Origin of the sequence: Longicatena caecimuris, from assembly GCF_018406465.1 — a bacterium.
GTDB lineage: Bacteria > Bacillota_I > Bacilli_A > Erysipelotrichales > Erysipelotrichaceae > Longicatena > Longicatena caecimuris.
Genome location: NZ_AP024510.1, coordinates 126,341 through 147,685, shown reverse-complemented (window position 1 = coordinate 147,685; position 21,345 = coordinate 126,341). Strand labels below are relative to the sequence as shown.

The window sequence follows — 21,345 nt, the reverse complement described above, 5'->3', positions numbered from 1 at the left end:
ATCGTAAATCATCCACAAAAAAAGCAGATGTTTTAGCCATAATATCCGCTAATCTCACATCCACCTTTTTGAAATATCTGTTTTTCAATAATTTTATGATGATGATAAACAATCACTTTCGCAATACTATTTAAGCTCTCTTTTACCGTCTTACACATGACTCCGCTTACAGGCGCTTTCAAGGAACAAACATCACGATACAACAAATGAATATCCAATTCATAAGAACCTTGTTTCATATGAAGAAAGACATGAACACCTTCTTTTTTACGCATCATTTCCATATGGGTAACTCTGGCACCCAAGTAGGTCGCAAAACGCTTCTGTTTTCCTTGCAACATCAAGACACAAATGATTCCTTGGAATTCTAGCTGTTTTATAGGAATATCCGCAATGGATAGAAAAAAACAACTTTCCTTTTTCCTACAGGCATTTGATTGATACCAAAGATAACGTTTCGGAAAGGATGTTCCCCTATCCTTTTCTATATAGCCAATGCCCTTAGCATCGAACGCTTTTCCCTGAATTATAAGCTTTCCGTCACAGCGATGATGTAGACTGATGATCGCATGCGTGCATTCCATCTCCATATAAGAAAATGGTCCCATGATGGTTGGCATGTAGATATTGTCATGCAGATGATGCTGTTGGTGGAATTGAACATCCATGTGCAGTTGTTTCTCTTCATCATGAAAGTGAAGATAATGGCGAGTAAATTCATTTTCTTTAAACTTTATTTTATGCTCTTCAATATGGATGTCTTCATCAGGAAATACTAGATAATCGGAGATATTGCGATACGTATCTAAAACTTGAATAAAGCCATTTCGTATTCCCTTCTCATAATGAATGCCGACAATGACACCTACGCTGACTTCAGATGTCTGAATTTTATAATACCAACCTTCGAAATATGGTTTTTTACCATTTGTTTCATGATAGGCAAATTCTCGTTCCAATGTTTCTTTTCGCAAAATGCATACACCTCTATAGCAGTATATGCATATTTCTTAGCTTCTATGTGTATATATGAAAAAAACTCTGATTTGTTAACTCATCAGAGTCTTTATCGTTTATGGTAAACAAACGACAAACTTTGGTTACCGTTATAATTTTAAAAATATATAGTTACTCTCCTTGTTCCTTTGCTTTTTGTACTTTCAATTTCTTACCTTTAATCGTACTTTGCTGTAAAGTTTTTAACACCTGCTTACCTTTACCATTTAAAATATCCACATAAGATTGATTATCTTGAATCTGAATCACTCCAATATCCTCAGCACTTACCCCCTGAATCTCACAAATTGCCCCAACGATGTCTCCTGCACGAATCTTTTTTGTCTTACCACCATTCAAATACAACTTCATAGTATCTTTATGCACTTCTTTTCCCTTATCTTCTCGTAAGGCAAATGGTTTTGTCAAAGGCTCGATAGTTTCTTTCGTAACATCTTGATTACTGATTTCACCTCGTTCGCGTATTTCTAAAGGGTATCCCAAATAATCTTCAAGTTCTGCTTTGCGCTCTCCATCATATTCATTGATCAAAGTGATTGCTTTTCCACTTGCACGCTGTCGGCCCGTTCTGCCAATACGATGTAAATAGGTCTCTTTTTGATTCGGCATATCATAATTGATAATATGGGAAATATCCTGTACATCAATACCTCTGGCCGCTACATCCGTTGCGACAAGAATGCGAATCTTTCCTCTTTTAAAATCACGAATATTTTCTATACGATCCTCCTGCAACATACCGCCATGAAGCTTATCCACACACATATCCAATGCATAGAGTTCATCACAAATGGTCTTAACACCCTCTTGCGTTCGAGCAAAAATGATACAAGATGCTGGTTGTTCCTTGCATAACAGTTGTTTAAGAAATGACAACTTCTGTTTCTCTTTCACTTCATATGCATAGTGTGTGATTGCCGCGTTTACTGTGGTTTCTTCCGCTAACGTGATCAGCTTTGGCTCTTTCATAAACCCTTCCGCCAATTCTTGTATCGGTTGCGGCATCGTTGCGGAAAATAGACAAGTTATTTTATTCCCTGGGAAATAGTTAAATATGCTTTGAACACTTTCTATAAAACCCATATTCAACATTTCATCCGCTTCATCAATTATGACATAGCGTATATGACCAGTTTTCAAAGTTTCTCTTTCTAAATGATCCAATATTCTACCCGGTGTTCCCACCACTACATGTGCACGCTGTTTCAAATCCTGTATTTGAAACTTATAAGGTTGTTTCCCAAAGATGGCAACCGTTTTGATACGACGATAAGCACCAATATTATCAAAGTCCTCTTTGATCTGCAGCGCCAATTCTCTTGTTGGCGTCAGGATAATTGCCTGCGGTTCCCTTTCCTCCCATATCAGCTCTTGCACGATAGGAATGGCAAAGGAAGCTGTCTTTCCACTACCTGTTCGTGAACGGACAATGACATCTCTTCCTTTTAAGATTTCCGGTATCACCTGTTCCTGTATCGGTAATACTTGTTCATAATGTAGTTTTTCTAATGCTTTTAAGATATCTGTATGTAATGCGAATTCTTTAAATTGCATAATTTCACCTTTTTCTTTCTTTTCTCATTATACAGGAATACGCAATGAAAAGAAAAGGGAATCTAACAAAAGTGTAAGTCATTCGTAAGCTGAATCCAACGACAGTTACGAAATAATGAGATAAACTTTAGGTGTAAGATACATTAGGAGGAAAACCATTATGAGAAAAGCTTTAAACATTATCGGAACTGCACTATGTGTAGTATTCTTCGGCTACAGCGAAGAGAAATTGTGTAAGTAAGACAACCTTCCCTATGAATACGAAAAAAGAATACGTGCCACCTGCATCAACAACAGCTGTCGTATTCTTCCTTCTTACTTCTATAGAATCTATTTCATCCTTATTTCGCAAAAGCTTTTTTACGCACTAGCAGGTAGCAAATAAAATGTGCACTGATGGTAAGCATCCAAGAAATAGGATAGGACACATATAAAGAAAACTGCGTATGCTCTACCTGAAAGATGGTAAAGATCCAAATGATTCGGAATAGACAAGCCCCAGCTAACGATACCAACATCGGCATGATTGAATATCCTATTCCTCGTAAACTTCCCACAAAAACATCCATAATACCACATAAGAAATAACTGGCACTTACCACGCTCAATCGTGCTATTCCATATTGTATGACTTCTTCACTGGAAGAATAGATACTTAATAATGGATGTCCCAGTAAAAATGCTCCTATTCCCATAAACAAACCGACAAAGGTAACAATGCCTAAACATTGCAACAGAATCTTATCAATACGGTGGTATTGCTTAGCCCCATAATTCTGACTGGTAAAGCTAAGTGATGTCTGATATACGGCATTCATGGAAGTATACACAAAGCCTTCGATATTGCTGGCAGCAGTGTTTCCTGCCATAACCACAGAGCCAAATGAGTTAATGGAAGATTGTATCAGCACATTGGAGATATTAAAGATAACCCCCTGTAAGCCGGCAGGAAGTCCTACCCGTAACATACCAAACAGCTTATCTTTATGGAAAGATAATTCCTTTAGCCGTAAATGCAAAACACCTTCTGATTTTTCTAAGCTTAGTAATATTAAACCAGCAGATATTGCCTGTGCAATAATTGTCGCAAGCGCAACACCGGCAACTCCCATATGTAAAACAATGACAAAAAACAAATTAAAAATAACATTAACAACACCAGCAACTGTTAAGAAATAAAGCGGACGTTTGGTATCCCCTAAAGCTCGTAATAAAGCAGCTCCGAAATTATATACCATAAACGCCGGCATACCGATAAAGTAAATACGCATGTATAGCACAGAAAGCGATAAGACATCTTGTGGCGTTCCCATCATTTCCAGCAGAGGTCGTGCTAATAAAACTCCTGCTATGATCATAATCACACCACCCACAATAGCCGTTACCATTGCTGTATGGACCGTTTCTGATGCATTCTTATAATCTTGCGCGCCATAATAGCGGCCTAGTAAAACATTCGCTCCAACGGAAACACCAATAAACAGGTTGACTAACAGGTTAATCAGCGAACTGGTAGAACCAACCGCTGCTAAAGCATGGCTTCCGGTAAATCTTCCCACGACGATAATATCGGCTGCATTAAAGAGCAGTTGTAAAATACCTGATAAAATTAGTGGTATTGCGAAAACAATCAGTCGTGAGAAGAGTGGGCCATGACACATATCAATTTCATAACTTCTTCTCAATTCATTCATCCCTTTTCTAAATTCTTCATTATTATAGCAAGTTATCTTTCGCTTGAACATAGTAGAATTTCTGAATTTTTTGTAATTTAAAAGCGTACAGAAAGGAATGCGGGAGATTATAAATAAATATGGAAGAACATTGAGGAGAAATTATAAAAAAATTGCCGCTCTGTGAACTTGTTATGGAAAATCGTTTAATAAAACCCCTTTGTATAAATTCTTCCGTTGTTATCTAAACCCAATAGTTGAAAATTCTCTTACCTGCCTGTATAATCCTAATAGATGTAAAGGAGAATATATATATGTTAAAAGTTTATGTTGCCGGTTCCTTGTTTAATGAGGCAGAAGTCGCACAGCGTAAAAAAGAAGGGGAAATCTTAAGAGCAACATTTCCACAGTTGGATATCTTTAATCCGATTGACCAACCATTTAATGAGAATAAGCAGTCGCTTCCAACACCTGAAGAAATTTATGATGGTGACACAAAAGCTGTCGAAGACTGTGATATCTTTATTGCAGATCTAACAAATGAAGATGCTGGTGTTATGGTAGAATTAGGAATTGCCATAAAATCACATACAAAAATCATCATTGGGATTAACAGTGATATACGTTTGCAGTCAGCGAATCGCTATGATATCCCTACTTACGGCATGAATCATTATGTTCTTGGGGCAATTTTGAAGCATGGCTATTTTGTGAGAAGTTTTGATGAAGCTGTCGAAACCTTAAAAACGGCACTTGAGAATATTATATAGATTATGGTTTTCCAATCATAAAATTGTTTCTAAATGATAATTTTTCTTTAGCTGTAAAGCTATTGATTGATCATCGTCTTTTATGCTTTTATGTTTTTTCCTTTATTAATAGGCGAGATGTTCCTTCACTTTTCTAAACTGTTATGAAATTCATATGCATCCTAGCATTTACAAATTTTGTGATGAAAACGATAGTATTGTAAAGCAACTTGCTTATTACTTAATTTTTGAGATTAATTTTAAACCAAAAGCCGTTTTTCTACTAACGGTTTTTTTTGCCTGTATCCATTTACTTTTTCGTTATCAACATAAAGCTTTACATTGCTTCATATACCTTCTAAGCTTCAGCTTATACTCCATTTTGATATTCTTACAGTTTATAAATAGAAGTTCATCACGTTCCAATAATAATATAGACGTTTTAATTTGCCGTTTCTTGACCTTATCTTTCCATTGCTGAAAGTTTTGTTAATACAACGAAATTTGTTTTCATCTCATGCTTGTTTCTCGTCCAACAAGACAAAATTTGTTTTTATCTCACGCTTGTTTTTCGTCCAGCAAGACGGAATTTGTTATTCCTCAGAGCTTGTTTTACTCGGCACATAAGTTTTTTTAATATACTTCTGTTCCCATATTTCATCGTGATAAGAACCATATTCTGTTATCTTACAATCATTATAAAGATCATCTGCAATTTCCATTATCACATTTACAAGTTCAAGATTTCTTATATACTTCTGAGGAATGCTTTTGTAACCAAGATAAGCACCCATGATATTACCAGTTACTGAACCGGTTGAGTCACTGTCACCGCTGTGGTTGACCGATGCAATTATCGCTTTATCAAAATCATCAGAATATTTTAGCGAACAATAAATCGCAATTGCAAGTGTTTCCTCAGCTACCCAACCCTGTCCAAGTTCTCTTATAGCTTCTAAATCATCTAAATTCTTATTTGCCAATGCAACTGCTCTATCTATCAACAAAATTAGATCTTTCAGATGTGTCTTGTCGGCAAATAAACGCAACAGAGCCTTCTTTGTATCTATCACTGCTTCCAGCAGAGAAATGTCCTCATTATGAGAAATCAAGTGAAGGATGTGCACCAAAGCAGCTGCAGGAATATAGCCAAGTTCGTGTCCATGCGTTAAAGCTGCTGTTTCTGCCCCAATCATAGCAATCTCATCACTTGTATACTTCTTTCCATCAAAATATAGCCCAATAGGAGCAACACGCATAATTCCTCCACTACCCTTACTCTGATTTATTGGTTCATCTATTGTTCCATTTGCTCCATTTTCAATCGCTGATATACAAGTGTTTCCAGGAGCACGGCGATTAAATAATTCCGGCACATTAACAAGCCACGAATAGGATAAATGTTCTTTTAATTCCAACTGTGTTTTAAGCCAATCCTTATAACAGGAAGCAATATAACTCGGATAAGCTTGCATGATTCCACGAGTCATACCTCTTGTTGTCCCAAGTAATAAACCATTAGCGGTAAAAAGTGTCATTTGTGTGTCATCAGAAATATGAGCAATACCATTTATAAGATCATATTCTGTAATACCGTTTTCACCGTATTTTTTAAATATAAAATCTTCCTGATAGAACTCGACAGCATAGCCTAACGCATCTCCGGATGCACCACCGACAAGGCAGCCTCTGTATTTATCTATATTCTTCATTTTGCTAAGCCCCTTTCTGACATATCATCACTTCATTGTTTTGTTTATAAAGATATGAATTCATCCATCCTCTTATTAACCTTTTTGATAGTTACATAAGTAAGATAAACGTCTGAACTTACATCGTGTACCTTCCTATTTTTATGCTGTGATATGTAAAGGATGGTGTTTTATTATCAATATGTCCATAGTCATCCATAAAACAAATATGTAAACAAATTTTTATTATACTCACGATTATGTAAAACTACCACATATCATCTGCTAAAGTAGACCATTGCAATTGAAAGTGAAAACCATTTTGGGTAGTATTTCCATTCAAATCCTCTTCATTAATCGCACAGAATGGTTTTGTTTCTTTTCCATATGTTAAATACACTTCAAGCAGGCTTTGATCAGTAACAGTATTAAAAGGAACCTCTGTATAAATATATACTGTCTTTTCTTCATTTGGTTGTATAATACCATCTTTAGCATTTCCTTCAACATGATAATTTGATACTGGATAATAGTTCTCATCCACCATAAAAACAGAGCCCTCTTTACAATTCAAAAAATTTTTTATATTAATACTGGAATTACTTTGATTGTTCACTTTCGCAATTACACCTAATAATTCGCCATCGTTACTAGGGAAAAGATTTTTACCATTTTCTATTCTGAGATGTCCCCCATGTTCAGTTGCTGTAATATTTATGGTAACATCTTTCATTATTTCAATATTTTTAGCTGTGCTAACTTTTTGAAAAGTAATATAATTTCCCAATTCATTTTTATTTCCCTCAGAGTTATCATTAGCGCAACCTCCAGTAAAACATAAAATAAATGCACAAATCGAAATTAGAATACGCTTTTTCATATATATCCGCCTTTCATGTACCTGTGTTATCCACGTTTCAGATACTCCAAAACCACACCCTATATTAAATAGTGATAGTTTCTATAAATTAATTTTCTTCATCGATAACATCACCAAACTTCTTTATATTCAGCCCTGTATCAAGAACGATTGCTTTCTCCCCGACTCCAAATTCAATAAGTAAATCACCATTCCATTTCATTGTTATCAAAGGCTGCATACCACATTCTAAGTAATGATTAAATAGATCGTTTACTTTCATCCTTTGTATAATTTTAGGCTTAATTACATGAATAAAATGATCTCTTGACATTGCTTTCCAATGAAAAATTTTTTTGAAATCTTCATAACATTTTTGACATATCGTCGCATGCGGTTCATCAAGCAGACTATAACCTGCATGCCACGTATCCGGTAAATCACTTATCTCATCGGTACAAAAATCACAATGGTCATGATCATTTAATTGACTTTTTTCTGAATAATTACGCCAATACAATGTTTTACCGTTCAGATATGATTCTTGTCCTTGCAATCTCCAATCATCTTCAAGTAATTGGTTGTTTATGCTTTGCTTCAAATGTTCCATAAAGACCACTTCCCATTCTTACCACTACTACTTTATAATCTCAATGATTTAAGATAATCTGATCCAGGTTAAATATTGAACAAAGCTTTCTATAGCATCCTAATGTCAAAGTTAAAATTATGCATTTCAAGCTGAGAAATAACGCCAGTTCCATTTCCCATTATAACTCCTCTAGGTGAAATACCCTCATCCATATCTGGCAATTCAATCACCTTATGAAAAAATTTTAAAATCTTTGACTGTACCAGTCTATCATTTATATTTTTTGATAAAAGATAGAGCATAAGTTTTGAATAAACATAACACGAATCTGTATCATCACCATGATATTTTAACACTAATTGATGATACTCAGATAATAATTCAGGAAAATAATCAAGAAAAAACATATTAAGATCACAATAATCAATTGGTGGAGTATCTATATACCTATATATTTGGTAATCATTCATTTGGAAAACATTTTCAGAATACATTATATGCATATTCTTTACATATTTTTGGATAAACTCTATTTCTACCCTAGTTCTTGTTAGCAAACTATTATGAAAATATTTGATAATGGATTCTGTTCTCCAATTTCTAAAGTTTTTAAGTTCCTGCATCATTGATATCATTTTTAACTCAAGATCTTCATAACGGTATGTTCCTTTTCTCTCTAAATCATATATGATAGGTCTAAGAAAATGATTTAGATTCATAAATTCATATGGATTTGTTCTAGATAAAATCGTTCTATCATCATATCCTTCCATAACATTATTTTCAACATAAAGAGGAAAATACTTTTCAACAATTTTCCATATTTCATAATATGAAACACCTCTTTGAACCATCATATCACTCCTTATTCATCATTTATTTAGAGCATTTTGCAAACCCTTCCGTATAATTCGGTACCACGAGTATTGATAAGTATGTAATACTTGAAGACTATAAACCATATGTACTATATAATTTATAAAAAGCACATAAGCTTTCCCATACTGTTTAACTTGTGTGCTACTTTCAAGATCTAATTTATGAACAAAAATGTATTTCAAGTTCTTTAGATATAATCATTAAGGTCTGACTATTTTCAGTATTATCACTATCTGAAAAAACGATATTACCATCGTTTAAATTTAGACTAGCTCTTACGATTAAACTATCATATCTTTCATCTATAGGAATTAAATCCATTCTACTTACTTTTTTAAAATGCAACTCTATCAATTTTCCAATTCCATTTACGTAAGTGCCTAACTTTACTATTATATTTCTTTCACTAGCAAGAGGATACATACCATCAGATAAAATTGCTGTTCCACTTGTATATTCAATATGCAATACAACATAATCATGAAAATAGTTCAATTCTTGCATTAAGCGATCAATATCTTTTTGTGTTTCCACTTTTTCCATCATCATCTTATTTTCACCTCCTAGGACTTACCCACGACTTGGCTTGCCCTTTATGTTTTTTTAACTACTACAAATTTCTAGTACCGCTACTATAAGTAATGCGCTTTATTATAACGGTTATATTTAAGTTAATGAATATGAGTTCAACAATCCTCTTCAAACAATTGCACATCAAAATTCACTCCAGTAAACAATAGTTCCAAAGATATACGATGATCATGTAATTCCATATGATGATATCCTTTATTTATAGAATCTTTTACTGGAAATACCTTATCAAGATTATTTAAAAAACTATTATTTTCAATTTTTCCTGAATGTTTAACGATTTTGAATGCTTCAACATAATTTTTTGACATATACGAAAATTTCTGATTTTGTATATTCAAACAAACTTCAAATGCTACATCTAGTTTCACACTATTGCATAATCTAATCTTACTAATTTCAAAATTTGATATATTTGTTTTTATAGATTTAATATAACGGCTATTAATATCAAATTCTTTTCTTTCATCTTTATGAATAATTTCATAGTTATTAGTCTTAACTATAAGAATATCATTAATGCTAACAATTAATAATGTTATTTTTGGTATTTCAGTTTTCATTTCATAGATACCATAAATATTGGGATTTGGTTTTAAACCATACTTATTTGCATCAAAGAATTTTTCATCAAATACTTCAATATCCATAAAATCATGCAATTTCAAATAGGTATAATAATGACCATCAGTGAATTCAATCATTATATTCTTATCCATATTGAAGCTCATGTAATCTAATTCAGTATCTAAAATTTTATTGAATGTCATAGTTCCCTCCATTATTTATACCTATATTTGATACTTATCCATTTGACTTGTGAATCTCTATAGAAGGTAAAAGCCGCCATCCCAAAAAGATATATTGATTGGATAATACCCCGTAAAAATTTCTGCATCAACTAAATTAAGTGAAATATCTTTTTTAAGACAAGATAGTTTATTTGAAATTTCATTTTCATCTCCTAAAACCTCAATTACTCTTATAATCGATTCTTTTTTAGGTTTAAAATAAATAATATAGACCCCTTCAATTGAATTTTCATCTTCTAACTCATATTCTTCTTGTATTGCATCCTCACGATCAAACCAGTTATTCTTATCATAATTTTCTATCACTTCATTTAATCTGTCTTTGGAATCAAAGGCACCGATAAGTAAAGTAAAATAGTCATCTACAGAAAATACATTATACCTTAGTAAATAAACTTTCATATCAATCACCTCTCTCTTTTATGAATTTATTTATAAAATAAAATTCACTACCAAGATTGGTATTAACATAATCTACTTTATATTTGCTTTTACATAATTCAAAAATTTTATCTTCATCAATATCATAGGATACAAACCATTTAGGTAATAAATGTCGATTTGTTAAACTATTGTATTCAGTATAAAATCCTTCACACCAATTAATTTTATCTAATGATATTTTTTGAGGATAAAAGCAATCTTTTGTTAGTGAAAAATATAGGTAAGTATTCTGATAATGCTCTATTGCTTTGGCTACCTCACTCTCAGTTGTAAATACTCCTAAAATCATTGTATTTTCATCTTTATCCAAATCATAACAATGTTGCAGTAATATTAAGTCTTTGCATTTATTAATAAGTCTATCTTCTTCAAAAGATTTATCACTCCCAAATGATTCACGCTTTATTATTTCATTGAAATCATAATAATAATCGACCTTTAATTTTATAGTATTAAAGCCTTCTGTATAATCCTCAAATCCTTCAACATTACTCAATTTATCTATTGCATATTGAACTTTTGAAAAATTACTAAATAGCCCTATATTTTTTTTATCCCCTGCATGATCATGTTCTACTAAAAAGACATTCATATTGTCTCCTTTCTCATACACAATTTATATTCCTACTTGTGAAGTGGTTCCGTCAAAAATTATTACAATTACATTGTGAACCAAGTATTCGCTACCATTTCATTTTTTTCATTATTATATAATTCTTACAAAGAATCTCTATATTCGTAAATAAATACTACCTGCTGCTACATCAACGACAACAGCACATGCTTCCGGCTTCTCGTGACGTTAGAGACCATGATCGTGCAGTAAACCACAGCAGCACTAACTTCAAAGACTTGTATCCGGAAAGTTATACTAAAGACTTCCATTGATTGTCCTGTTTTATTAATTAATCAATATGAATTATTACTAGTATATAAGTATTTATTCTAACTCTCTCTCTTTTATACCTCAAACTCTATCAATTTGTTTGATTTAATCAAGTTCTGAATGTAAAAGTTTGCTCTTAAATATACTGAGCTAAGTACATCCGGTTCTTCTCCATTATAACCAAATCCCTCTTTCATGTCATTAGTTTTTCCAAAATCATCATATTCTAATTTTTTTCTATGTTTTATAACACCAAAATGGATATTTTACATGTTTGTACCTATACAATAGGATATGACATTTGCTAAAAGTTAGCTTATCAAATGCGAAACTTTCACTGTCTTTTCAATAAACGTTTTTTAAAGTCGCGAAGTCTTTTCCCGTATCTGCTAGTTACAATAATCACACAAATTAATAGACCACATGCTGCACCCTTGGCAAACTCAGAAAAATTGCTAATAATTGTAATCTGGGCAAGTTCTGTATGTTGTATTAATTGAGCTGTAAACCAAAACACTACTCCTGCTAACAACAACCAGCGAATACCCCTTGTATAACGCTCCGTTTTATTATTTGTATACGCTACTGCTTTTAATACTGTTTCTTCTACTTCCTTATACATTTTCTCACCTTTCTTTTCTCCATTAAGCAGTTCTCGAAGGTCAATTTCATAATAATCAGATATTTCAATCAGAATATCCAAATCTGGTAAATTATTACCATTTTCCCAACGAGATACTGTTCTGTTTGACACATTTACTATTTCTGCGAATTGTTCTTGTGTAAGTCCTTTTTGCTTTCGGAGTTCCTTTAGAAATTCTCCTATTTTTTGTTGGTTCATAAAAACCTTTTTCTCCTTTCTGCAAAAAGAGTATCATATACGTAGCGTAATAAACACGACACAAAGTGAGAAATGTCATACATATTACTCAATACACTATGCTTGCCCTTGCTTATCTCCTCTTATAATTGCTAATTAATCTATATGTCTTATAGTAACATACTGGTATTATTAATACCATATCAACAAAAAGCAAGCTAAGTCAAAATAAAAAATGACCATGTATATGTTACAATAACTGGCCATTCTCACAACTTTTTTTACAACTATTCATAGGATATTTGCTTTTTATATGCGTTTTATACTACCGATATAATGCTCAAAATCCTATATTTAATTGCTGTTTAGCGCTGTATGCTATATGCATGGTACTTGCTCACCATCCTACTTATTCTCCATCTTCGCAAATATCTCATCTATCGTATGTAAAGCAGTTTGTAGACGCATGATATCTTCTTTTTCTAACTGTTTTTCCAACATCTCATTGATATATGTATTCTGCTTGCGAAATGTTTTTAAATGCTCTAACGCTTTATCACTTAAAGATATATATACCGAACGTTTATCATGCTCATTAAATATCCGTTTCACATAATCATACTGTGCTAATTTTACGATCAATTTCGTGACATTTTGTTTGGGCATATGCAATTCTCTAGCGAGCTCACTCATCGTCATCATCTGCTTTTCCTGTAAGGTAAGCAAACAAACATACGTTTCCAAACTCATCTTTTGTAACATATCCTTAAATGGTCGCTCTATTTTGGTATGCCATTTAGGCATCAGTGTATAGATTTCATCAACACAGGCATCTAACTGCTTATTATCTTCCATATGCTTACCTCATTTCATGATTTTTACTTCATTGACAAACATTTATCATCGTGATATTCTTACATATAGTAATACTTTTATTACTATTCAATATAATTTCATTATATCTTAGTTAAGCATAAGAAACAAGTAGCTTTGTGAATATGCTGGAAAGGAAGAAACATGAAAAAATTACATTTTCAACTAAGCGATGACTGGAAAAAGAAGATTCGATTCAGTACTCTCAGCTTCCTGTTTATCATTGCCTATGTGAATATATTTCCTATGTTGTTTGGTGCAGAAAACAATATTGTGGCAGTTATCTTTACGATTTTGATGTCGGCTTCTATGGTAAGAGATCTTACCGGCACCATATTGCGCCATTTCTTTATTCAGACGTTTGTGCTCATTTGGATGAGTATCGCTGCCTGTCTTGTAAACATATTACCACCGATAATATCCTTACTCATCAATCTCATCACGCTATTTATTATCCTATACGCATTTACCTATGAATATGCCAATCAACTATATTTCCCTTATATTTTATCCTATTTATTTTTAATTTTTATATCGCCGGTTCCTCCAACATTATTACCACGCAGAATCTTAGCCATGGTCGCCGGCGCGTTTTCCATCATCGCCTATCAATGGATCATGGGAAGGAAAAAAATAAAAAACAATGCGCAAGATATTCTTTGCGATATGATCCATCATATCAAGGAACAAATACAGCTCACTTTATCAGATGATATGCCCAATGACAACTTGAATCATATGCATCATAAGCTCCATGCTTTAAGTAAGATTATTTATGATCGCCGTAAAAAGGTACTTTGCGTATCGGATGCAAGTTTTTCTTTGATTGATGCAGGCCGTGGCTTAGAGCATTTGAATGTATTGATACAGGAACTAGATACACCTTTACATGATCATGAGCGACTTTTCTTACAACAGATTGATAAACAGCTTTCTTTGTTTGATTCCTATATTCAAGGAAGTATCACTGAACTACCAAAGCTGGATGTTTGTGATTTTGATGATGACAAAAAGAATCACCTGTTTTATCACATTCTATTATATATTCGTGATCGCTTATTGCATATGAGTGATCCAGGCAGTCAAAAGCATTGGCAAAGATCCTCGCTTTCCTTAAAAAACAGGCTAATCACTGCCTGCAATTTTAGTTCTGTGCGTTTTGTTTATGCTTTGCGTATTGCTCTTGTATTATCTTTGGCAACGCTGTTTGTACTATGGTTTTCATTACCACATGGGAAATGGCTTCTATTTACACTGGCTTCTGTTTCTCTTCCTTATGCTGATGATGTACCTGTCAAAATGAAGAAGCGTATCTTGGCAACCTTGCTAGGCGGTCTTGCCTCCGTTCTCATATACAGTTTGTTTGCTTCACCAATCAGCCGCATGGCTGCGATGATGTTATCCGGTTACGCTTCTTTCTATTTTCATGACTATGCCGCAACCTTCACCTGTTCTACAATCGGTGCACTTGGCGGTGCTGTATTTATGTCCGCCTTTGGTTTTGAGGCAAACTTCGATATGTTTATAATTCGATTAGGTTATATACTTGCCGGTGCAATACTTGCCTATATTGCTATTTGTATTATCTTCCCTTACACTCGTTTACAGGCAACCAAAGCACTTTGGCGTCGATATGAAGATGTCACTAATCTGTTAATTAGCATTTCAAAAGAAAAAGAACCTGATGCCCAGCTATATTATAGCTGTATCATCCAGGCACATATGCTAGAAGAAAAACTATCAAAAAATGCAGCTTTAGAAAACTGGGAAAGTTTCCCTGAATATATGCAGCGATGCCGTATAAAGGTATATCAGGCGCATCGTACACATATAGCCAATCGTAAAGATGCAGCTATCTTTAGACCGGAATTTTTAGTGTGATGCTTTAAAAGAAGCCAAATATTATCGCTATCATATAGGAAGAAGTGTATTGGCAACACGAATCTGTTTTTCTCGAATCAAATTTAATCCTATGCAGGATATAGCAAAGATAGCGTTTTTTCAATGATGAAATAGAAAAAGAGTATGTAACCACCTAATGGATAAGATTACACACTCTTCATCATTTTATAATTTACAGTACTAAACTTTCCATAGCATTCACAGTCATGTTTTGTTTAAACGCAATGGGTTCACCACCTGGGTTCTGTGTAACAATCAGCATAACACTTACATCAAAACCTTTTGCCTTCAAAGTGTCGAAATCAACATCAACAATTGGTTGACCCATTTTTATTTTCTCCCCTTGTTTCGCTAATACTGTGAATCCTTCACCATTTAATTCAACCGTATCAATACCGATATGTATCAATAATCCCATACCATTTTTCATCTTCACGGCATATGCATGTCCTGTTGGATACATCACTTCTAAAACACCATCAGCTGGAGATAACAGTGTATCTTTTCCTTTTAATGGTTCTAAAGCGATTGTTTGCCCCATCATCTGCTGTGCAAAAACATCATCTTGCACCGTTTCGATTGGAAACAATTTACCGTTCAATGGTGAAACGATTTCTTTACTCTCTTTTTCTTCCCTTTTCTTTCTGAAAAACATATTGATTCCTCACTTTTCATATCTTATATATCTTGACATAAGTAATTATATTAAGAATTCATTTAAATTTAAAGTTATTTTTTAATCGCTTAAATCTTCTCCATTGCTTTGGATAACTTTTTTGAACCAATAAAAACTATCCTTTTTATATCTTTTCAAAGTACCTTTACCACGATCATCCATATCGACATAAATAAAACCATAACGTTTTTTCATTTCTCCAGTAGATGCAGAAACAATATCAATGCATCCCCACATTGTATAGGCAAGAATATCTACACCATCTTCCACCGCTTTTGCCATTGCCTGAATATGCTGTCTTAAGTAATCAATACGATAGCTATCATGAACGGTATCGTTTTCAAGCTTGTCATTAGCGCCTAAACCATTTTCCACTACCATCAAAGGCACTTTATAACGATTATATGTTTCATTTAGGTAATAGCGAAGTCCTTCCGGATCAATTTGCCAGCCCCATTCGGAAGCCTTTAAATATGGATTTTTGGCAGTTGAGAAAATACTTTTGTTTTTCTCTAAAATTTCTTTATCCGCAGTACCGCAACCGGACATATAATAAGAGAATGCATAATAATCTACCACACCTTCTTTAAGGATAGCATCATCCTCAGGCAATGTATGAATAGTTGCCTGTAAATCTTTTAAGTAAGACTTAGTAAAAGGTGCATATTCCCCTCTAACCATGACATCACCACAATAATAGTTGGTTCTTTGTTGTACTTCCCACGCCTTCATGACATCTTCCGGTTTGCAAGTGTATGGATAAACGACATTGCTGGCAATCATACAACCAAATTTAAAATTCGGGTTTATCTTGCGCCCTTCAATTACCGTTTTTGCAGAAGCGATAAATTGATGATGCATGCCATTTACAATAAGATTTGCATCATTAGGTGTGATTTTATCTCCTTTGCCAAAGAATAGTTTTTCTTCTTTTGGCATCATACCTAGTGACATGGTAACACCGCCACCCATCAAAGGTGTGTTGATTTCATTAAAGGTTAACCAATAGGTTACCAAATCTTTATATTCCTCCATAATCGTTTTGGTATATGTAACAAAGCAATCAATCGTTCTTCGATCTTCCCATCCATTCCACTTCTTTGTTAAATGATAAGGAAATTCATAATGTGACATTGTAACTAACGGTTCAATACCATACTTTCTACATAGTTCTAAAACTGAGCGGTAATGATCTAAACCTTTTTGATTAGGCTTTTGATCATCTCCATTTGGAAAAATACGTGTCCAATTGATAGACAAACGATACATCTTAAATCCCATCTCTGCAAAGAGTTTTATATCTTCTTCATATTGATTATAATGATTAACTGCAAAATGAGATGGATAAATCGATCCTTCTTCTATTTCTTTTGTAAATCTTCGTGGGGAATCAACTTTACCGACCGTAAAATGATCGGCACAGGATTCTCCTTTACCATCCTGTTTCCACGCACCTTCACATTGGTTTGATGCCGTAGCCCCTCCCCAATAAAAATCTTCTCTAAATACACTCTTTTTCATATAAGTCTCCTTTACTTCACATCAAAGCCTAATTCTTTTAGCTTAACATCATAAGCCTCCATATTTTCACCAAAGGTTAAATATACACGATGACGGTATGGTATTTTTCCTTCATACCATGTACCAAAAATTTGTGACTGCCCATGCTTTTCCACACGTGGTTTTGGTGTAAATCCTTTGCATCCCCATTTCCCTTCGAAATGAAATTCTTTTCCACAGAATCTAAAGATTGCATCTTTAAATACACATGTACCATCATTAACATATGGTAAATGCTCCCATTCTGCTTCCATTGTGACATGATCGGTTAAAATCGGCTCTTCTCCATCAATATAATAGTAAGCAAAAATCTTTCCTGAAAATTCAAGACTTATCAGCGCCTGTTCTCTGCGTCCATCTTCACGAATTCCCATCATATTCATATAAACATAGCCGAAGTTGTTCGTTATGCCATCAAAGCCATTGATTTCTGTCGGAATAAATAGGCGATCATGTTCACCTAATCCAAAGATTGGTTTACCTTCATATACTCCACTAACCGTAGCAGGACGTATAATCGTTGCGACATGATTGTACATAGATTGATGTTCAAAAATCGTCTTAGGCCATCCTTCTCCTTTTATGGAAAATACATTTCCTTCCTTTGCGGTAAAATAATCTTCATTAAACTTTAACTGTGAGAATGGTTCTTTTGATTCAAAGCCATACATGCCATCCTCAAATTCGTGATATTCACTTATTTTTGTTCCTGCTTGCGCAATTTCTTCTTCATGATATACCCCTTTTTGTACATCAAGGTATGTATCACCTAATTCTACGATATCGCCAAAGCGATATTGATTTTTAATCATATCCGTATGGCGAATATAAAGCATTGGTTTTTGAGTAACATCTCCATTTGGAAATACCATAGCGATAATATCCGCCAAAGATAAGATAGAATGCCCATCATAATCGTTATCGAATACTTCCGGTCTTTTAGTTGCTAAGTCTTTGTTGTTTACATCTTTTATAGTTGCATATAAAGGCTGATCCTTGTGATTTATAAATTCTACTTTTGTCATTTTCTACACCTCATTTATTGTTCATCAAATTTTGCAAAAAAGTTTACACCTAAAGCCGCCATCAAACAGCAACCCAATGCAATAATGGTTCCTGCCACAACATTAAATGTTGATCCAACACTGAAATACGGTACTACGGATAAAATGTTAACAGATGCCATCAATGCACATTTAATATTAAATACAGCTAGCAGTAATCCTCCGATAGCGTTGCATATAACCAATACCAGGATGGATGTTTTAGATTTTAAACAAACTCCATAGAGCGATGGTTCGGTAATACCCGCTACAAAGCCAGATACAAAATATCCCATCGGAATATCTTTATTCTTTTTGAATTTAAACGCTGCGCCCAATGCCATACCATAAATAATAAAGGAAGTAATTACTCCAGCCGGTAAAACAAATGCTTCAAAACCAATTGGAGCAGCAGCTGTAACAGCCGCAACATAGGTAGTTACATGTAAACCAAATAAAATCATAAACGGATTTAATGCCGTATAGATCGTTAAAGCAATGATTCGAATTGGTGCTGCTGCGTTTGCACAATACATAAAGAAATCACTCAACAACTGACTCAAATAAGAACCCAACGGTGCACAGAATACAAACATCACAATAGCCATGATCATGACATTTAGTATTGGTACGATTAATGAAGCTATCATGGTCGGTGTATATTTTGTAAGGAACTTATTTACATATTTAAAGATCCATACACCAATCAGTACCGGTAAAAACTGTTGTGAATAATTGGATACAGGAACATTGATACCAAAGAAACTAATAGACTCTCTCACACCGACAAGAGCCATAAAACTCGGTGTAATAATCATTGCCCCTAAGAAGATACCCCACATAGGATTTACCTTTAACTGCTTTGCCGCTGTATAACCAATATACAGTGGGAAGAAATAGAATAATGCTTCAAAAAAGAAGTTACAGGTAATAAAGAAATCAGATTTATTTGATATTACATTGAACATATCAGGTCCTAGTAAGGTTACTACCGTTTTCCAAATAGATGCACCAATCAATATAGGGATGATAGGAGCGACAGAGTTCATGATATAGGTAATTACGACATCAAATAACCACTTAAAAGAAAATTTACGTTTTTCTTTCACATCATCCAAATTTTCTTTAATTTCATCCTTTTTATCCAATTCTGCCATATTGCATAATTCATCATAAACCAATGACACATTTGGTCCAATGATGACCTGAAAGCTGGTTCCGGCTTTTTTAATACCAAGAACACCATTTACTTTTTTTAATTCTTCTTCATTTACTTTTGTTTGATCTTGCAATTCAAATCTTAGACGGGTAGCGCAATGAAATACAGAAATAATGTTTTCTTTACCGCCTATCTTTTGAAGCACATCTTGTGCTAGTGTTTTATTTTTATCCATATAAATTTTATTTTAATTAGAACATTTTCTAATATTTTCTCCTTTCCTAAAATCATTCATCTATATCCTTTTCTCTTATCTTATTTTTTAAATATTCTATAAGCCGGCCGTAACTATATAGAATTTCTTTTTATCCTCTCCTTTCCTTCATTTTTATATTTAACCATTCATTTTTTCGTAAATATCTGTACGAGATGAATCATTAAATATAATTTTTCTTCATCATTCAATTTATAATTCATACAAGCATCAATATAATTGCTGATTTTTTGAACAACTTGCCAAACTTGTGGATATTTATCCGTTAACGTATTTAAAATGCCATTTTCATTTTGTACATCCAATACAACATGCAATTGTATGTTTTCGATTAAAAATCGTAGGTGCATCACAAAGCGGTTATAATGATAATCATTTGTATTACCAAATGCTATGTTGAAATCACTTGCCACTATGTCACAAATATCTTCAATATAACCAGTCATTTGATATGTCTTATGCATATCATTTGATTTCTCTGCATTTACGATATGCAATGTAATAAAATTGGCTTCATCTTCATCTATTTTATATGGCATTTTTTCATTCAACAACTTCACTGCATGGACTGCTATTTTATATTCATCGGGATATACTCTCGGTAAATCCCATAAAATAGAATTATCAAATGATATATTTTGTTGCAGGCGATCCACTAAATTATTGACATGGTCCAATAATGTTACATATAACGCATCACTTAATTCTGTTTTGGACTTTTCTTTAATCATCGAAGTTACATCAATGCAGGCATCTATCAATTGTTTATCAATCTCTGTAAACATTTGGTTGAATCTTCTGATCAAAGAGATGTCTTCTAAGACAAATCGTTTTTCTATTTTGGTTTCATCTACTTCATCACCGGGTCTTTTTTTATAACCGATAGATAAACCTTTTAACATAATTTCTTGATTTTCAGAAGTACGTATTGACACCATATTGTTGTTGATCACTTTATAGATTTGCATGATATAACCTCCTTTTGCGTACAAAAAAAGCAAGACGGATACAACAAAATATATGTTGTAAACAGGTCTTGCTTAACTTAATAATCACATCACCATCATTACATTTATAAATTACCATAAAAATTTTTATAATGCAATAGCTAATTTAATTTTTCTGTAAGCGCTTATTATTTTTTAGCTATTATATTGGTATTTTTTGTTTTAATTTCTAATTATTGTAAATTATTCAGTGATTAGCATGATCTTTCATACGGCTTATGTATATCTATATAATACTTTTATAACAGTCATTATACTCATACATCTATGCTTCACCACCTTTT

The 21,345-nt window shown here is 33.4% G+C and carries 20 protein-coding genes; 2 read left to right on the top strand and 18 right to left on the bottom strand.

Going from position 1 to position 21,345, the window contains the following annotated elements; all coding sequences use genetic code 11:
* Positions 1-32: 32 nt before the first annotated feature.
* The 3 genes from KJS44_RS00680 to KJS44_RS00670 all read right to left on the bottom strand — a co-directional run bounded on the left by KJS44_RS00680 (position 33) and on the right by KJS44_RS00670 (position 4,256).
* The gene (locus KJS44_RS00680) at positions 33-974 is read right to left on the bottom strand and encodes a hypothetical protein (protein ID WP_008691049.1); all 942 of its coding nucleotides are present in this window, start codon (positions 972-974) and stop codon (positions 33-35) included.
* 154 nt (positions 975-1,128) lie between these two features.
* Positions 1,129-2,571: a DEAD/DEAH box helicase gene (locus tag KJS44_RS00675; RefSeq protein ID WP_008691047.1), complete on the bottom strand. Its 1,443-nt coding sequence runs from the start codon at positions 2,569-2,571 to the stop codon at positions 1,129-1,131.
* A gap of 341 nt (positions 2,572-2,912) precedes the next feature.
* On the bottom strand, positions 2,913-4,256 hold the full coding sequence (locus KJS44_RS00670; RefSeq protein WP_026006679.1) for an MATE family efflux transporter: 1,344 nt from the start codon (positions 4,254-4,256) through the stop codon (positions 2,913-2,915).
* Positions 4,257-4,558: 302 nt separating this feature from the next.
* On the opposite strand from KJS44_RS00670, the gene KJS44_RS00665 reads away from it, so the two are divergent.
* Positions 4,559-5,014: a nucleoside 2-deoxyribosyltransferase gene (locus tag KJS44_RS00665; RefSeq protein WP_008691045.1), complete on the top strand. Its 456-nt coding sequence runs from the start codon at positions 4,559-4,561 to the stop codon at positions 5,012-5,014.
* 572 nt (positions 5,015-5,586) lie between these two features.
* Here KJS44_RS00665 and KJS44_RS00660 read toward each other — a convergent pair.
* The 10 genes from KJS44_RS00660 to KJS44_RS00615 all read right to left on the bottom strand — a co-directional run bounded on the left by KJS44_RS00660 (position 5,587) and on the right by KJS44_RS00615 (position 13,422).
* The gene (locus KJS44_RS00660; RefSeq protein WP_008691044.1) at positions 5,587-6,705 is read right to left on the bottom strand and encodes an ADP-ribosylglycohydrolase family protein; all 1,119 of its coding nucleotides are present in this window, start codon (positions 6,703-6,705) and stop codon (positions 5,587-5,589) included.
* A gap of 247 nt (positions 6,706-6,952) precedes the next feature.
* Positions 6,953-7,564: a hypothetical protein gene (locus tag KJS44_RS00655; RefSeq protein ID WP_008691043.1), complete on the bottom strand. Its 612-nt coding sequence runs from the start codon at positions 7,562-7,564 to the stop codon at positions 6,953-6,955.
* 88 nt (positions 7,565-7,652) lie between these two features.
* Complete coding sequence (locus tag KJS44_RS00650; protein ID WP_008691042.1) at positions 7,653-8,153, bottom strand: hypothetical protein; 501 nt, start codon at positions 8,151-8,153, stop codon at positions 7,653-7,655.
* Positions 8,154-8,242: 89 nt separating this feature from the next.
* The gene (locus tag KJS44_RS00645) at positions 8,243-8,989 is read right to left on the bottom strand and encodes a hypothetical protein (RefSeq protein ID WP_008691041.1); all 747 of its coding nucleotides are present in this window, start codon (positions 8,987-8,989) and stop codon (positions 8,243-8,245) included.
* Between the two features lie 184 nt (positions 8,990-9,173).
* On the bottom strand, positions 9,174-9,563 hold the full coding sequence (locus KJS44_RS00640; RefSeq protein ID WP_008691040.1) for a hypothetical protein: 390 nt from the start codon (positions 9,561-9,563) through the stop codon (positions 9,174-9,176).
* Positions 9,564-9,700: 137 nt separating this feature from the next.
* Positions 9,701-10,375, bottom strand: coding sequence for a hypothetical protein (locus KJS44_RS00635; RefSeq protein ID WP_008691039.1), 675 nt, complete (start codon positions 10,373-10,375; stop codon positions 9,701-9,703).
* A 57-nt stretch (positions 10,376-10,432) separates the two neighbouring features.
* A complete protein-coding gene (locus KJS44_RS00630; protein WP_008691037.1) occupies positions 10,433-10,819 on the bottom strand; it encodes a hypothetical protein in 387 nt (128 codons plus the stop codon).
* A 1-nt stretch (position 10,820) separates the two neighbouring features.
* The gene (locus KJS44_RS00625; protein ID WP_008691036.1) at positions 10,821-11,453 is read right to left on the bottom strand and encodes a hypothetical protein; all 633 of its coding nucleotides are present in this window, start codon (positions 11,451-11,453) and stop codon (positions 10,821-10,823) included.
* A gap of 628 nt (positions 11,454-12,081) precedes the next feature.
* Positions 12,082-12,588, bottom strand: coding sequence for a helix-turn-helix domain-containing protein (locus tag KJS44_RS00620; RefSeq protein WP_008691033.1), 507 nt, complete (start codon positions 12,586-12,588; stop codon positions 12,082-12,084).
* A gap of 384 nt (positions 12,589-12,972) precedes the next feature.
* Positions 12,973-13,422, bottom strand: a complete 450-nt coding sequence (locus tag KJS44_RS00615; protein WP_008691032.1) for a MarR family winged helix-turn-helix transcriptional regulator — start codon at positions 13,420-13,422, stop codon at positions 12,973-12,975.
* Positions 13,423-13,584: 162 nt separating this feature from the next.
* Between KJS44_RS00615 and KJS44_RS00610 the strand changes: the two genes are divergently transcribed.
* Positions 13,585-15,321 carry an FUSC family protein gene (locus KJS44_RS00610; protein ID WP_008691031.1) on the top strand — a complete coding sequence of 579 codons (1,737 nt, stop codon included), beginning with the start codon at positions 13,585-13,587 and terminating at the stop codon, positions 15,319-15,321.
* 193 nt (positions 15,322-15,514) lie between these two features.
* Here the strand turns inward: KJS44_RS00610 and KJS44_RS00605 are convergent, their stop codons facing one another.
* From KJS44_RS00605 to KJS44_RS00585, 5 genes are all read right to left on the bottom strand, one after another.
* A complete protein-coding gene (locus tag KJS44_RS00605) occupies positions 15,515-15,997 on the bottom strand; it encodes a PTS sugar transporter subunit IIA (protein WP_008691030.1) in 483 nt (160 codons plus the stop codon).
* An 81-nt stretch (positions 15,998-16,078) separates the two neighbouring features.
* Positions 16,079-17,539 (bottom strand): glycoside hydrolase family 1 protein, encoded by a 1,461-nt coding sequence (locus tag KJS44_RS00600; RefSeq protein ID WP_008691029.1) that lies wholly within the window; start codon positions 17,537-17,539, stop codon positions 16,079-16,081.
* 11 nt (positions 17,540-17,550) lie between these two features.
* Positions 17,551-18,603, bottom strand: a complete 1,053-nt coding sequence (locus tag KJS44_RS00595) for a hypothetical protein (protein WP_008691028.1) — start codon at positions 18,601-18,603, stop codon at positions 17,551-17,553.
* A 14-nt stretch (positions 18,604-18,617) separates the two neighbouring features.
* On the bottom strand, positions 18,618-20,015 hold the full coding sequence (locus KJS44_RS00590; protein ID WP_008691027.1) for a PTS transporter subunit EIIC: 1,398 nt from the start codon (positions 20,013-20,015) through the stop codon (positions 18,618-18,620).
* Between the two features lie 167 nt (positions 20,016-20,182).
* Positions 20,183-21,022: a PRD domain-containing protein gene (locus KJS44_RS00585; protein WP_008691026.1), complete on the bottom strand. Its 840-nt coding sequence runs from the start codon at positions 21,020-21,022 to the stop codon at positions 20,183-20,185.
* Positions 21,023-21,345: the final 323 nt, after the last annotated feature.

What these genes read in the sequence shown, in the direction of transcription:
- KJS44_RS00675 (WP_008691047.1), bottom strand. Translation starts at nt 2,571, where the DNA reads ATGCAATTTAAAGAATTCGCATTACATACAGATATCTTAAAAGCATTA.
- KJS44_RS00665 (WP_008691045.1), top strand. Translation starts at nt 4,559, where the DNA reads ATGTTAAAAGTTTATGTTGCCGGTTCCTTGTTTAATGAGGCAGAAGTC.
- KJS44_RS00660 (WP_008691044.1), bottom strand. Translation starts at nt 6,705, where the DNA reads ATGAAGAATATAGATAAATACAGAGGCTGCCTTGTCGGTGGTGCATCC.
- KJS44_RS00655 (WP_008691043.1), bottom strand. Translation starts at nt 7,564, where the DNA reads ATGAAAAAGCGTATTCTAATTTCGATTTGTGCATTTATTTTATGTTTT.
- KJS44_RS00650 (WP_008691042.1), bottom strand. Translation starts at nt 8,153, where the DNA reads ATGGAACATTTGAAGCAAAGCATAAACAACCAATTACTTGAAGATGAT.
- KJS44_RS00645 (WP_008691041.1), bottom strand. Translation starts at nt 8,989, where the DNA reads ATGGTTCAAAGAGGTGTTTCATATTATGAAATATGGAAAATTGTTGAA.
- KJS44_RS00640 (WP_008691040.1), bottom strand. Translation starts at nt 9,563, where the DNA reads ATGATGATGGAAAAAGTGGAAACACAAAAAGATATTGATCGCTTAATG.
- KJS44_RS00635 (WP_008691039.1), bottom strand. Translation starts at nt 10,375, where the DNA reads ATGACATTCAATAAAATTTTAGATACTGAATTAGATTACATGAGCTTC.
- KJS44_RS00630 (WP_008691037.1), bottom strand. Translation starts at nt 10,819, where the DNA reads ATGAAAGTTTATTTACTAAGGTATAATGTATTTTCTGTAGATGACTAT.
- KJS44_RS00625 (WP_008691036.1), bottom strand. Translation starts at nt 11,453, where the DNA reads ATGAATGTCTTTTTAGTAGAACATGATCATGCAGGGGATAAAAAAAAT.
- KJS44_RS00620 (WP_008691033.1), bottom strand. Translation starts at nt 12,588, where the DNA reads ATGAACCAACAAAAAATAGGAGAATTTCTAAAGGAACTCCGAAAGCAA.
- KJS44_RS00615 (WP_008691032.1), bottom strand. Translation starts at nt 13,422, where the DNA reads ATGGAAGATAATAAGCAGTTAGATGCCTGTGTTGATGAAATCTATACA.
- KJS44_RS00610 (WP_008691031.1), top strand. Translation starts at nt 13,585, where the DNA reads ATGAAAAAATTACATTTTCAACTAAGCGATGACTGGAAAAAGAAGATT.
- KJS44_RS00605 (WP_008691030.1), bottom strand. Translation starts at nt 15,997, where the DNA reads ATGTTTTTCAGAAAGAAAAGGGAAGAAAAAGAGAGTAAAGAAATCGTT.
- KJS44_RS00600 (WP_008691029.1), bottom strand. Translation starts at nt 17,539, where the DNA reads ATGAAAAAGAGTGTATTTAGAGAAGATTTTTATTGGGGAGGGGCTACG.
- KJS44_RS00595 (WP_008691028.1), bottom strand. Translation starts at nt 18,603, where the DNA reads ATGACAAAAGTAGAATTTATAAATCACAAGGATCAGCCTTTATATGCA.
- KJS44_RS00590 (WP_008691027.1), bottom strand. Translation starts at nt 20,015, where the DNA reads ATGGATAAAAATAAAACACTAGCACAAGATGTGCTTCAAAAGATAGGC.
- KJS44_RS00585 (WP_008691026.1), bottom strand. Translation starts at nt 21,022, where the DNA reads ATGCAAATCTATAAAGTGATCAACAACAATATGGTGTCAATACGTACT.